Consider the following 14414-nt stretch of genomic DNA (forward strand, 5'->3'; position numbering starts at 1 on the left):
GAAACGAAAAAAGGACGGCCGTTCTGAGCCATCCTACGAATATAATTTTAGTAAAATCCGCAAGCCCACTTAATTGAGCAAACGGTAGGTTAAATGTTTTTTCGGTTCACATTCAGAACTGTTCCATGACCTCATTAATGTCTTTTGCGCCCTCGTAAAAAGAGAGCAAGCGAGTCAAAATGCCTTCTACAACCGCGTCGGGGCAGGAGGCTCCGCATGTGAGCATAACGCGTGCCGGTGTATGTTGCGGAAGATAATGTTCAGTGACTTGCTCTTCCTTAGTATGCATGTTAAAGTGCCGGATGAGCTGTTTGTCCAGGATTTTGTTTACTGATTCAATGAAATAAGTCGGGAATTTTTGTTCGCAAAGTTCGACCAAATGGGAGGTGTTCGAACTGTTGTAACCTCCTGCAACGATCACCAGATCAGCCTCGTGCGTGAGCAACGCGTAAGTTGCGTCCTGGTTGTCATTGGTTGCATAACATAATGTGTCGCGCGTGTTGGCAAAGCGATCTTCAACTTGTTCTGGGCGAAGGCTGTAATGTTTAATCATTACATTTTTCAAAAAATCTGCAATGCCTTGTGTATCAGAAGCCAGCATTGTTGTCTGGTTCACCACGCCTATGCGCTGCAGATCTTTTTCTGGATTAAAGCCATTGGAATACTGACCTTTAAAATCCTGAAAAAACTGCTCCGTAGGCAATGTGCCTTTCATATATTCCGCGAGACGTTCGGCTTGCGTCATGTTTTCAACCACAACTGTTGGCGCGTTTTCCTTGCTGTGCGAGAATGTGGCGCGTGTTTCTTCGTGATTGGGTTTGCCGTGGACAATGATCGTATAATTTTTCTCCCCGATCTGCGCCGCACGGTTCCAGACTTTTTCTACAAAAGGACAGGTTGTATCATAAACATAAGCATTAATGCCCAGTTCAGTCAGTTTTCGCTGGTTTTCAACGGTTGTGCCAAAAGCAGGAACGATCACAATGTCCTCAGGCGTGAGGGCTTCCCAGGGAATGAGCGAATTTCCCTTGGTATCCATAATAAAACGAACGCCCCGGTCTACCAGATCGCGGTTTACATCCGGGTTATGGATCATTTCACTAAGCAGGAAAATTCTTTTATCAGGGTTTTCGGCAATGGCTTTGTAGGCAATGTCAATGGCATTTTCGACACCGTAACAAAATCCAAAATGGCGTGCGATCAGGAATTGAACGGGTCCAAAATCCAGCAATGTAGGCGCATAGTCACGTTTCAGCTTATCATTTTTACGACGGAATTCTTTAATCGGCGTAATTATCCTGCTCCGGTAAAAATCAGGAATGTTGAACGTTTTCATTGACTAAATTGGTAGATTGCAGTTAACAAATTAGGGTATATTATGACCAAAAATCAAAAATATACGCGCTTTTTTAAGAACAACGGTTGACCCAACATTGTTCGGACGACGTTTCCCGGAAAATTTTTTTGCGGTTGATGCAACATGTAGTCTCATCTACTGTCCTTTATACAGAACGTTCAAAATATATATTAGCCTGCTGCTTGAAAACACAATTTTACCCTGACCGGCACGTCGAACTGGTGGAGCGTTGTAAACTCGGTGAGCGCAAAGCGCAATATGAGCTTTACAAGTCGTACTCGAAAGCCATGTTCAACATCTGCATGCGGATATTGAACCATTTGGGGGAAGCAGAGGACGCTTTGCAGGAAGCATTTGTGGATGCTTTTACCAACCTGCACCAATTCAGGCAGCAGTCGACGTTTGGTGCGTGGTTAAAGCAAATCGTCGTAAACAAGGCGATTAACCACATGCGGAGCCGGAAAGTGAAGTGGGTGGAGATTGAGGAATGGCAGGAAACGATGGAAGACAGCGACCGGAATGATAATTATTTCGGGATGGATGAGCATGAGACCAATCTGGAAGTGGAGCGGGTGCGCAACACGGTTCAGAAACTGCCGGATGGTTACAGAGTGGTTCTGAGCCTTTATTTATTTGAAGGATACGATCACGAGGAAATAGGAGAGGTGTTGGGGATCAGCGAAACCACGTCCAGGACCCAATATATGAGGGCTAAAAGAAAGCTTACGGAGATGCTTTCGAAATAGTTATAGCAAGTTGGTTAAACTTAGTTGGTTCATTTTCATCTAAATGATTAAGGATTTGAGAACATTATTTACACATGACAAGTTAATGATTTTATGAAAAATTCTTCTGATAAAAAAGATCGATTGGAGCGGTTTGTGCGAGATAACAGGGATGGATTTGATACTTTCTTACCGCAGGATTCTTTATGGAACCAGATCGAAAGCAAATTACATAGCGAGATTCCGATAGTGCCGGAGAAATCCAAAAAAAAAATTAGGCGATTAAGCAGCCCTTATTTTGACTGGCGCATAGCGGCCGGTGTGTTTCTGGCCCTGGGAATTGGGTTTTTAGTTTACCTCAATAATGAATACGGCATAACCCGCGATCCGCGTGTGGCTCTCAAAGTCCCCACCTATGCCCGTGAATTCAATACGTACATTGTTGCAATAGACCAGAAAAGAGAAGAAATCATTAAGCTCGCCAGGAATAATCCGGAGTTGTACAAGGATTTTTCTGCTGATCTGGAGAGTCTGGAGGTGAGTTACCAAAATCTGCGTTCCAACTTATCAAATGCTCCTAACCAGGAAGCATTGCTGGAAGCGATGGTCCAGAACTTACAATGGCAGGTTGACCTGCTCAACCAACAATTAGAAATTTTGCAACGCATTAACAAAGTAAAAAATGAAGACGATAAACAAGTCGACAGCGCACCTGTTATTTAGCATGATGATCATGCTGCCGCAGATGCTGCTGGCAGTAAACCCCGACCCGGAGCAAAACGGGCTGGTGGAAAAGCGAAGGAATATCGTGAAGGTTTTTGATGTGAAAAACGAAGACCAGCTTTTGGTCGATAATCAGTTTGGGCAAGTCAAAATTAATCTCTGGGACAAGGATGAGATAAAGGTTGAGATTATCGTGACTGCCAATGCGCCTACGGACGGCCGCGCATCCGAATATTTGGGTGCTGTGAAAATCGAAGAGAAGCGATATAAAAATCAAATTGGCCTGACCACGCACATTGACAGAAGCCAATTTGGTAACAATGGCTGGAACAACAAAAAAGGCGAAAAGAACTTCATTCAGATCGATTACACGGTTTATATGCCAAAAGAAAACGCGCTGATCGTGCGTAACAAATTCGGCGACACGGACATTCCTTCATTTCACGCGCCGCTGACTGTCGACTCACGTTACGGAAACTTCGTTGCAAACCTTTTGGATAATGCCGAAAATATCATCGACGTGCGTTATGGAAGTGCAAAAATTGGTAAAATGGATGGCGGGAAACTGGAATGCCAGTATTCAAATCTGAAATTGGATATGGCTAAAAAGGTTTTTATAACGAATAAATTTGGTGAGCTGAACATTGGTGATGTCACTAACCTCGATGCGGACATTGACTATTCTGGCGCGAAAATCGGAACCATGCGCGGATCGGGGAAAATAAAGCTGAATTACTCGGGCAATTTTAAGATTGATCAATTGACCAATTCTGCGGAAAACATTGATATTCAGGCATCTTACTCTTCAATTATCTTGCCGGCGGATGCTAACCAGTTCAATGTGACAGTCACTTACGGAAATTTCAGTTATCCCTCTTCAAATGTCAATTTTTCTATGCAGCCTGCGAAGGATGATAAAGCTTATAAACAAAAGCAATATCAGGGAAAAGTGGGCACGGGATCAGGAACCAGGATAACCGTCGTTTCTAGATTTGGAGATGTCAAATTGAAGGATTAACAGCCTCTTGACTAGCTATTTATCTTCAATAATTACATTGTATCTGAAATCCAGCGGATCGAAAATATCAAATAGCTTTTCGATAAATTCCGGATCATTAATATAGAAATTCAACAGATTATCATAGCGTTCCTGGGCGATTCCGTTCGGGAACAGCTTGTTTTTAAGGCTTATCAATTGCACAATCTCAGACTCATGATTACGCTCTTCGGCTTTAATAATGCGTTTTTCCAGATGTTTTAGGGAATTCAGCAAGCGCGTTTGCTCTGCTTTTACGGCACCATACATGGTTTGATCCACGGCAGTGGCTTTGTCTAAAATCGCCTCAAAAATATTATTGAAAGCTTCTTTCTGCTCTTCCAGACTTAATATATGCTCCGTATTTCGCTCAACGAAAGTTTTCTTTAATGCTATTTCATCCAGAAAAAGATCTTTGTAATCGATCTTCAATTTCTGCACCTTTTTACCCTGTAAATTATTGAGATACAATGCAAAATTACGTGGCATCACCATGGGGAAAGGAACATTGAAATGCTCGAAAACGCCTTTCAGCTGCATCCAGTAAGGCACTTCTGACGGTCCACCTATATACGCAAGATTGGGCAAAATCACTTCTTCGTATAAGGGTCTCAGAACGACATTCGGGCTGAAAAATTCAGGGCTTTTTGAGGCCAGATCAAGGATTTCAGATTCCGTAAATGTAATGTCTGTATTTAAGACCTGGAAGCCATCACCGTCGCGGATAATGCGCTCGCGAAGTCCGTCGGCCAGGTAAAAAAGGTTGATTTCTCTTGCGTGAAGCGGCGTGTGATAACCCAGTGCGTTGAGTTTGCCGGTGGTTTCAGTGACCAGTTTTTCCGAAATGGATTGGGTCAGCTCTTCTTGAATAACCGGGAGGAAATGGCGTTTTAAATCTGCATTATCTGCATCAAGCGTAATCAAGCCCTGTTTTCCGAATAACTCGTGCATATAACATCGCACGGCATCTGCTAATGTTGAATTTTCCAGGTAAGCCTTTGCAAACAGGAATGGTTTGTCAGGCATTTGCTTGATAATGCTCTCCAGTTCCTTCGGGTTCAATCTCCCTACAGCGCCTTTGTGTTCGCCCGTCCATTTATGGGTTTGTCCAAACAGATGAAAAGTGGCAATCTCCTCAAAGTCATGATCTTCCGAAGCCATCCAGTAAATCGGCACAAAATTATATTCAGGATAAGCCTCTTTCAGCGCTCTTGCGAGCTTCACCGTGGTTACAATTTTATAAATAATGTAAAGTGGCCCTGTGAAAATGTTCAGCTGGTGACCCGTTGTAACCGTGAATGTATTTTCCTTTAAAAGAATTGAGAAATCGGGAAGATAAGGAAGTCCGGTGTATTGTTTTTCTAAAACACTAACGAGCGTTTTACGCTTTTCAATATCAAAATTCTGCTTGTTAATGATCGCCTCCCTTGCGTTTTCCAATGTAGGATAAATACTGTAAAACGGCTCCAATGCAGGTTTTTGATCGAGATAATCAAGGAGTAATGCAGGAAATTGGCCCGTTGTACGAAGATCCAGGGAATGCAGGGTCATGAAAGGTGGTTTTTCAGTAACTAGTAGAGAATCCAACGTAAATAATTTAGCGATATTTTATTCAAACAAACTGATATCCTAACGTGAAAACAGAGGATTTTGGTTTCCCAAAATTGCGCATTTTGGGGTAGAATAAAAAACCTTTCATCACAACAAAAAAGCCGGACCTGATACAGATACGGCTTTCATTAATTCATTTGGTTTTCAGTTGCGCAGGCTTCAAGAACGGGACTTTTTGTCTGAACTATCCGCCTGAGATATCTTTTATTTAAAAAATATAATCGTTTTTGGCAATCAATTCGTCAGCAAGCCTGCGGCGGGCATCTTTGAGGTTAACCGGTTCAATTTTCGTGAATCGTTTCAATCCCATGAGCATTACACGCAACTCGTCACTTTCAGCAAAACTCGTTATAGCGGCCCTCCCGGCATTATTCACTTTCTCAACCGCCCGATGCAGATAAATGATGGCCATATCCTCATGCAATTTGTTTGCCTCAGCACCCAACAGGTCAATCCGTTTTTCAACACGCAGCAGAATGGATTCGGCTGCGTAAATTTCGATAACCATATCAGCCAGGTTCATGATAATTTCCTGTTCTTCGGAAAGCTTCATCATAAACTTCTGAACTGCCGCTCCCGCAACCATTAATGCCGCCTTTTTTAGATTTTGAATGACTTTTTTCTCAGGAGCAAAAAGCGTTTCGTCTTCACTCACACTAAAATCCGGAATGGACATGATTTCTTTTCCAACCGCCATCGCTGGTCCCATCAAATCGATCTGGCCTTTCATGGCGCGCTTTAAAAGCATATCCACGACAAGCAGTCTGTTGATCTCGTTGGTTCCTTCAAAGATCCGGTTGATGCGGCTGTCACGGTAAGCACGGTCCATGGGCGCATCGGCCGAAAAGCCCATTCCACCATAAATTTGTACTCCTTCATCCACTACATAATCAAGCACTTCCGAGCCGTGCACTTTCATAATGGCACATTCAATGGCCAATTCTTCGAGCGCTTTTAATTTTGATTCGGCGTCCGACATCCCTTTTTCCTGGAAAGTCGAAATCAGGTCATCGATATTTTGTCCAACCCGGTAAGCCGCCGATTCTGTTGCGAACATTTGCGTGGCCATTTCGGCCAGCTTATGCTTGATCGCGCCAAATTGCGCTATTGATGTTCCGAACTGTTTTCTTTCATTGGCATACGCAATGGCTTGTTGCGTCACTTTTTTAGCGCCGCCCAATGCCGCCGCAGCGAGTTTGATCCGGCCAATGTTCAGAATGTTGACCGCAATCTTGAATCCGTTTCCGCGTTCAGAAAGCATGTTTTCAACCGGAACCAGGCAATCATTAAAGAAAATCTGCCGCGTATCCGAGCCCTTAATGCCCATTTTATGCTCGGGCGCATTCATCGTAATCCCGCCGAACGATTTTTCAATGATGAAAGCGCTCAGGTTTTTATCGCCCTGCCCGTTTTCCTCGATTTTGGCAAAAACAATAAAAACATCAGCGAAACCGCCGTTTGTAATCCACATTTTCTGGCCCGTAATGGCATAATGTTGGCCGTCGGGAGTGAGGATCGCTTTGGTTTTGCCAGAGTTGGCATCCGAGCCGGAATCTGGCTCAGTCAAACAATATGCTGCTTTCCATTCGCCCGTTGCAAGCTTTGGAAGATATTTGCTTTTCTGTTCGTCGTTGCCGTAATAAAGGATAGGTAAGGTGCCAATTCCCGTGTGAGCGGAAAGTGCAACGGAGAAGGAATTTCCTGCGCCGGTGGCTTCTGCAACCAGCATGGACGTGTTAAAATTCATCCCAAAACCGCCGTATTCCTCTGGAACTGCCGTTCCCAGCAAACCCAATTCACCGGCCTTATCCATCAACCCTGAAATCAGATCAGGGCTTTTGGCATGATCAATTTCATCCAGGATCGGCCAGATTTCCTTGCCGAGAAATTCCCGGCAAGTGTCTGCAATCATACGCTGTTCTTCTGTAAACTCCTCAGGAATAAAAATTTGTGAAGACGAGGTTTCTTTAATCAAAAATTCTCCTCCCTTAATAGACGTCTTGTTCGCTTCTGCAACGGCCATATTCGTTAATTTTTATTGATGATCAAGATTTGAATTAAAGGTATGCTTGCATACTACTTTGTGTATTGCAAATATAAATCATTCGGATTATTATGCAAGCATACCTTTCGCAAAAATCGAATGTGGAGTTTTCCCGGACTGAAAATTATTTTTTGAAGATCTTAAATTGTTTCAAAAGCGTGCCGTTGCTGTGCAGCCGGACGAAGTATATGCCCGAAGAGATGTATAACTTGGACAAATCAATGTTGGCCAGATCGTCGGAAACGGTGACGAATTCTTTTGGAAAATCAATTTTCTTGCCCGAAACCGTAATCAGCTCATAGGAAATGTCATTGGCGGTGAGGTCTGCCGGGAGCTTCACATTGAAAACACTTTCCACCGGATTCGGGAAAAAGCGCCAGTCTTCCAGATCCTTGGTAATGTTAATGGAGTCGCCATACGAAATGCTGAACTGGATCGAGTTGGTGACGATTACAGAATCCTCTTTTGTGGCGGTAACTGTCAATGTATAACGACCAATGTAAGGCGCGAATCCGCTGGCGTTTTCGTAAAGCGCGAATGGGAAAGTTTTGGTTTGGGATTTCTTGTTGTAAGGACCGGTCAGATCGAAGTCAACTTTGTCATATTCAAAATTTCCGTAGGCATAAATGTTCAGCATTTGGGGCAGTTCGCTGTGAGGAATAACGTCGTCGCCGGCGAGCTTCCTGATCACGCGCTGATCCACTTTGTTACCGCCTTGCACAAGCTCGAAACGCACCTGGGGAATTTCTACTTTCAAAATAAATGGCACCTCAACATAAGCTCCAGCATTATCATAAGCCCTGATAATGAGCCTGTATTCACCTTCTTCCGTAGGCGTGCCGGAAAATACATTCAGCTGGAAGTTTAACCAGGAAGGCCGGTTTTGTAATGAAATCGAAGAAATATAACCATCCGGATCACCAAATATTTCAGTTGGTAAAATGTAATTAAATGGCATGTTCAGCTGCGCGTATTTCACTGGTAATGAGCTGCTGGCATACGGAGGTGCATTCAGGAATTGTGGCTCGACGACCTTGATCGTGAAATAGGTTTCTACAAATGCATTCAGATCGTCATACGCCTTGAAGCTGATCCTGTATTCTCCCAATTTCGTGGGCGTACCGGCCAGGACACCATTTGTGAATTTGAGCCAGCTCGGCAGCTCGGTTGCTTCAATTTTAGTGACTTCGCCATCGGCATCCTCAAAAGCACCGTCGGCAATAGGCAAAGAAAATGGCTTGTTGAGCGCAATGGTCTGGTTCGAGAAGTTGGCATCGACCGTTGGCGGTTTGTTGGCATTCTCGCGCGTATCCACACGAATTGTCAGAAAAGCTTCTGTTGTGCCACCTTCATCATCAACCCCTTTCACCTGGATCCTGTAATCACCTAATGTTCCCGGCCTGCCCCTAAGCTGGCCGTTTTCATAACTCAGCCAGCCCGGTAAAGCGCCGACTTCCATTCTGACAATAGTCCCGTCGACATCAGAAAAGGTATCGCTCGGGAGCTTAAAAGTAAAATCTTTATTGACCGCGATGATCTGCATCGGCACCGGACGGAACACATAAGGTGGATAGTTGGAGGCATCATTCCAATACTCGGGTGCAAGAATGTCCTCATTCATGCTGATATAAACCGGTTTTGGATTGGCAGGATCGGCATAGGCCCGTTTTTTCCACTCATCAAAAATAACATTGATCGGCCCACCTTTTTCCACCGCTGCCGAAAGCCTGTAACTCACAGAATCCCTGTAAACTATTGGCTTCATAGCCTGGGTAACCCAGGTTTGGGCTGCTTGCCGCAGAAATGGCTCGGCCCTGTTCATCGTGCCTTGTTGCGAAGCAACAACCGCAACGACATTCGCGCCGTGCTCGAAATTTTCGTTGATCTGCTTTAAATGGGCATTGTTATCAAATGCAGTGTTGATAAACAGTTCATTTGCAGCGATGAAATTGGCCGGAGCAGCACTTTTAATAATGTCAACAGACCATCTGTGATCGTGGCTTGCGAGGTCATCATTGATTTTGATGCCGTCCGCTTTTTCGTTCAGACTTCTGAAACCCAATGTTCCGCGCACATTCGAAGGTTTGTCAAAGACAGAACCATAATCCGACACAAACTTTACATTCGGATCGACAGATTTAACCGTCGAGATCATTTGTTCCGTAAAGCGTTTCAGCACAAGGTGACGATAAATGTACCAATCCTTACCCGCGCGCTGACGGAACGTTTCGCCTGGCTCCCAAGGTGTTGCGGGTGGAAGCACGTCTTCAAAAGTCTTATGCTCCACGCCCCAGAGATAATTGAGGCGTTGCAGTTTTTTATAATGTGTTTTCAAAAATTCGCGAAAACCAGTAATCATGGATCTGGAATAATCGTACACCGCAGGCCCTTCCTTGCCATTTTCGATCAGTCCGGCCGGATATTCCCCTTCCTGCGTGCCGGTTGTGGTGATGGAGACAAAAAGAAGTTGCTTGTTCGTTTGAAGACTTTTGTAACGGGTAACTGTCTCCTTTACAAATGCTTGTGCCTTGGCTACAACAGGCTGATTATCAAAGCCAAATGATGTATCCTGATAGCCGCTGAGAACAGGTTTGCCGGTTGAGCTCATTTGGCTGTCGGACGGCTCCCAAAAGCCTTTAATTCTCGTACTATGCCTGCCCAGGTGAATGCGCAGCGCCACTTTCATGCCCAGGTCTGTGGCAGTTTTGACCTGCTGATCAAATTTGTCCCAAAGCGGTTTGTCTGTCGGTGAGTTGTAATAAATTTTGTCCCAGGGAATAGTAAGGTAAACAGCATTCATTCCGTATGCATGTGCCGATCTGATCAGATCGAGCTCGGGCCCCTGTTCATCCTTATCCAGAACATTAAGCAACATTAATGCAAGGTAACGCTGATTGTCCGCTTCATTTGGAGTCGGATTAGTCTGAGCAAGAAGCGTTTGAAAAGAGATAGTCCAAGCCAAAACCACAAAGAAAATCTTCGTGAGCAGTTTAGACCCGTACGTAGAATTATGCATGCTAATAATTTTTATCTATTAATTTGATCCAGTCATTATATCCGTTGTCTACATTGAACCGGCTCGCCACTTCAATGCTTTTCTCGCTGCTGGTAACCGTTTCACCACGCATGATCGAGCGGATCCCTGTTACCATTTGTTTTATACTAATATCCTGGGTTACAATGCCCATTCCTTCTTTTATAAACTCAGAAACACCGCCTGAAGGAAATGAAACAATAGGCTTACCAAGCAACGCAGCTTCAATCATCACCAAAGGAAATGGGTCCTGGCGGGATGTTAGTAAAAACCCGTTTCCCATGTTAAGGTAATTATAATAATCTTCTTTTTGCTTCCCTACCAGGTGAATTTTGGTTGCGGATTTGGAATTTTTGCAACGCTGTTCTGTGTAATAGACCATGCCGTCGTCAATGCTCGCCCCAACCCATATCAGATGAACGCGCGGATCGTTAAGTTCTTGTGCAAGATCGGGTAACATGTCAAAACCTTTTCTTTCGGAAGTCATTCCTGATAAAATCCACACAAAATCATCCGCAGGAATGCCTAGCGCGCGTTTCAACTCGGCCGTCCGCTTTTCGTCTTTTTTTACAAGCGTATGATCAATGAAGGAATAAAGAAGCGCAACATTCTTTCCACCCGCATCTTTGATCGGCTCACAGGTCGTTTGGGAGCAGCCGATGAGCAGGCTCGAATAATCGATAATGCTTTTAAAATCCGGTGAACTTAAATAAGTGTAAGTCAATGGCATTTCGTGAAAATGCGTGATCACGGGAATGGAAAATTCCTTGGCCACGACAATCGTTTCAGGCATCATGGTGGTATTTACATACCAGAAATCGGCTTTGAAATTCTTCGCGAGCTTTCTGAGATATCTTAGTGTGGGATGAATTCCTAAATGGAAGGAGACCTTTTCTACAATATTAAAAGTTTTAGGAGCAATGAATACCGGAATGTCTGCTGGAAATTCCTTTAATAATTCACCATCTGCAAAACTTACAATGCCAATATCAAACCGGCTTCTGTCGATTTTTTTTACAATATACAGCAGCATCATTTCTGATCCTGTCCTGGTTGCGTAAGGAGTAAAGAAGAGTATCTTTTTTTTAACGTTGTCCATCTAATGCGGTTAGCAAATCAATATTTTCCTCAGGCTTTATTTTGTAGAGCCCTTTTTTTAAGAGGAGTGTTTTCCAAAAGTATTTTAAAATAACCCTGGTTTTACGCACATATATATGTTGCGTGCGTAATTCTGTAAACGGGTTACCGTGCTTTTTCAGGTTTAAAGCCATTTTCCAGCCGTAAATAACCGGGATCATCGTAATGTAATGCACAATGAGCAGCAAATACTGAAATAATCCGTATTGTTTCCTCACCCATAAGAAGTTGGAAATCTGCATTTGTGTGCTAAAACGGTTGATCCAGGAAATATTCGTGCGGCGAAAAGGATTATTGTTTTCGAGGTGAATGAACATGCAGTCCCTGAAATAACAAAGCTTTCCCAGCTTTCCCAGCCGTCCCGACCATTCCACATCTTCGCCATACATAAAGAAATCGTCACTGAAACCGCCTGTTTTCTCAAATCCTTCCCTGCGCAGGAAAATAAAAGCGCCTACAAGCCAGTCATGCTGGTCAGGATCGGCATATTGGGGCTCTGGATAAAATTTCTTTACGACCTTATCTACGACGTTACTGATCGGAAGGATGAAAAACGTTCTCCGGAATTCGTTGAAACTTTGGTAAAACGGCATGGGCGTGCCGTCAGCGTAATATTGAAGTGCACCGCATGCAATAATGTCCGTCCGTACATTCAGGCGCTCGAAGCATCGGTAAATGACATTGTCGGTGATTAATGTATCGGCATTGAGTAGCAGGAAATATTTTCCTTTTGCCACCGCCATTCCCCTGTTATTGGCGATTCCAAAACCGTCGTTTGAGGGTGAATCGATCCATGTAATTTCCGGATAGGACTTTCTGACTAGTTCTCCGCCACCATTTTCCGGATCATTATCAACAACGACAACCTCAAAAGAAACGCCTGAAGTAAACCTGTAAATAGAGTCTAAGCAATTGATTATGAGTTGAGGCGTCCGGTAATTGATGATGATAATGGATACATCCATGCAGGGGTGTGTATGTTTTGAGGCAAAAATAAAGAATCTCCGCCGAAGATGGTTAATTCTTCAACGGAGACCGTAAAATTAGTTTCTCAGTTACTGATCGGCTTTAATTGAGTCTTTCAAAAATCCCTGCAACTCCCTGCCCGCCGCCAACACACGCTGTTACCATGCCATATTTTTGATTTCTCCTCTCCATTTCATTAAATAACTGAACCGAAAGCCGCGCCCCTGTGGACCCTAATGCGTGTCCCAAAGCAATCGCGCCGCCATTTGGGTTTACAATTTCAGGGTTAATGTCCAGCTCCTGCATTACCGCCAACGACTGCGCCGCGAAAGCTTCATTCAGTTCTATTTGTTCTATATCATTTAATTTCAAACCCGCTTGTTTCAATGCGATGGGGATAGCAGCCACAGGCCCGATGCCCATAATGCGCGGATCAACGCCTGCGGTGGCATAGGAAAGCATTTTCGCGATGGGTTTCAAATTCAGTTCCTCCACCATTTTTTCCGACATGACCATTACAAATGCAGCTCCATCGGAAGTTTGCGACGAATTTCCTGCGGTTACGCTTCCTCCGGCCGCAAAAACGGGTTTTAATTTATTAAGTGCCTCCAATGTCGTGTCAGCCCGCGGACCTTCGTCCTGGCTAACGACTGTTTCCTTCGTTTTCTTTTTCCCGGAAGCGGCATCAAAATAAGTTTCCTTCACGGTTACGGGCACGATTCCATCTTTAAACCATCCCTCTTTTTGTGCCCTTAATGCTTTCTGATGTGAGCTGAAAGCAAATTCATCCTGCTTTTCACGGCTGATATTGAAGTCTTTGGCAACCTGTTCGGCTGTAAGGCCCATGCTTAGATAATAGTCCGGGTTTGTGTGCGCAATGTCGTAATTCAATGCTGTTTTCCAGCCCATTGTCGGAACGAGCGACATGGATTCTGTCCCGCCTGCAATGATGCAATCGGCCATTCCCGCATGTATTTTCGCCGAAGCCATCGCGATCGCTTCCACACCGCTGCCGCAATAACGGTTGATCGTGATGCCGGAAACGTTTTTTGGCAAAGCAAGCAACGCTACATAGCGGCCCATTTGCATGCCTTGTTCCGCCTCCGGAACCGCATTGCCCACTATTACGTCGTCAACGCGTGTTGGATCCAGGGCAGGAATTTTTTCAAGCAGATATTTAATAACAGTTGCTCCAAGGTCATCCGGGCGGGTAAAACGAAAACCTCCCCGGGAAGCTTTTCCGACTGCACTGCGGTAACCGGCAACTATGTATGCATTCATAATGTCTGATTTTTTTAATTTGAAGCAAGTCACAGGCGTTTTGAGAATTAGTATGCCTGCATACCATTGGTAAAAATAGGAATTAAATATAAAACAACAAACCACCGGAATTTGTTTTCCGGTGGTTTGTAACTACCAAGTCTTTGCTGATGGGACTTTTAATATTTATGCAGAATATCTGTTTTCTTCCAGTGGTTTGGGTCTTTTTGAACCGTCAGGCATGACAATCCAAAGGACAATGTAAAACAGAATGATCGGGAAAGTGACCGGGATGAAAACGCCAAGGACGAAAAGTACCCGGACAATCGTTACATCAATGTCCAGATAATCGGCGATCCCGGAGGCTACACCACCCAAAACTTTACTATTGGTATTGCGAAATAATCTGTTGTTGTTCATGGCTATGGCTATTTATTTTTCTTTGATAATTTAAAGGTACTATGCATTACCCAGTAGTTGTAATAATTTAGTATAAACGGTCTTCTGCCGTGAGTACGGGC

The 14414-nt window shown here is 44.1% G+C and carries 11 protein-coding genes; 3 read left to right on the top strand and 8 right to left on the bottom strand.

Annotated elements, in window-relative coordinates:
* Positions 1-112 precede the first annotated feature (112 nt).
* Positions 113-1336 carry a 4-hydroxy-3-methylbut-2-enyl diphosphate reductase gene (locus NFI81_RS20540; RefSeq protein ID WP_234615248.1) on the bottom strand — a complete coding sequence of 408 codons (1224 nt, stop codon included), beginning with the start codon at positions 1334-1336 and terminating at the stop codon, positions 113-115.
* A 203-nt stretch (positions 1337-1539) separates the two neighbouring features.
* Between NFI81_RS20540 and NFI81_RS20545 the strand changes: the two genes are divergently transcribed.
* The 3 genes from NFI81_RS20545 (at position 1540) to NFI81_RS20555 (ending at position 3823) form a co-directional block, all read left to right on the top strand.
* On the top strand, positions 1540-2103 hold the full coding sequence (locus NFI81_RS20545; protein WP_082216756.1) for an RNA polymerase sigma factor: 564 nt from the start codon (positions 1540-1542) through the stop codon (positions 2101-2103).
* A gap of 93 nt (positions 2104-2196) precedes the next feature.
* Entirely contained in the window at positions 2197-2805 is a 609-nt protein-coding gene (locus NFI81_RS20550; protein WP_234615247.1) for a hypothetical protein, read from the top strand.
* Positions 2765-3823 carry a hypothetical protein gene (locus NFI81_RS20555; protein WP_234615246.1) on the top strand — a complete coding sequence of 353 codons (1059 nt, stop codon included), beginning with the start codon at positions 2765-2767 and terminating at the stop codon, positions 3821-3823. Before NFI81_RS20550 ends, NFI81_RS20555 begins: the two co-directional genes overlap by 41 nt.
* Positions 3824-3838: 15 nt before the next feature.
* On the opposite strand, the gene bshC is transcribed toward NFI81_RS20555, so the two are convergent.
* From bshC to NFI81_RS20590, 7 genes are all read right to left on the bottom strand, one after another.
* Positions 3839-5392, bottom strand: coding sequence for a bacillithiol biosynthesis cysteine-adding enzyme BshC (bshC, locus tag NFI81_RS20560; RefSeq protein ID WP_234615245.1), 1554 nt, complete (start codon positions 5390-5392; stop codon positions 3839-3841).
* A gap of 268 nt (positions 5393-5660) precedes the next feature.
* On the bottom strand, positions 5661-7475 hold the full coding sequence (locus NFI81_RS20565) for an acyl-CoA dehydrogenase FadE (protein ID WP_234615244.1): 1815 nt from the start codon (positions 7473-7475) through the stop codon (positions 5661-5663).
* Between the two features lie 145 nt (positions 7476-7620).
* Positions 7621-10512, bottom strand: a complete 2892-nt coding sequence (locus NFI81_RS20570) for a putative Ig domain-containing protein (protein WP_234615243.1) — start codon at positions 10510-10512, stop codon at positions 7621-7623.
* Between the two features lies 1 nt (position 10513).
* Positions 10514-11629: a glycosyltransferase gene (locus NFI81_RS20575; RefSeq protein WP_234615242.1), complete on the bottom strand. Its 1116-nt coding sequence runs from the start codon at positions 11627-11629 to the stop codon at positions 10514-10516.
* A complete protein-coding gene (locus NFI81_RS20580) occupies positions 11616-12632 on the bottom strand; it encodes a glycosyltransferase family 2 protein (RefSeq protein ID WP_234615241.1) in 1017 nt (338 codons plus the stop codon). Before NFI81_RS20580 ends, NFI81_RS20575 begins: the two co-directional genes overlap by 14 nt.
* 103 nt (positions 12633-12735) lie before the next feature.
* Positions 12736-13914: an acetyl-CoA C-acyltransferase gene (locus NFI81_RS20585; protein ID WP_234615240.1), complete on the bottom strand. Its 1179-nt coding sequence runs from the start codon at positions 13912-13914 to the stop codon at positions 12736-12738.
* A gap of 165 nt (positions 13915-14079) precedes the next feature.
* On the bottom strand, positions 14080-14313 hold the full coding sequence (locus NFI81_RS20590; RefSeq protein ID WP_234615239.1) for a PspC domain-containing protein: 234 nt from the start codon (positions 14311-14313) through the stop codon (positions 14080-14082).
* Positions 14314-14414 lie beyond the last annotated feature (101 nt).

The organism is Dyadobacter fanqingshengii, from assembly GCF_023822005.2.
In the GTDB taxonomy this organism is placed as follows: Bacteria; Bacteroidota; Bacteroidia; order Cytophagales; family Spirosomataceae; genus Dyadobacter; species Dyadobacter fanqingshengii.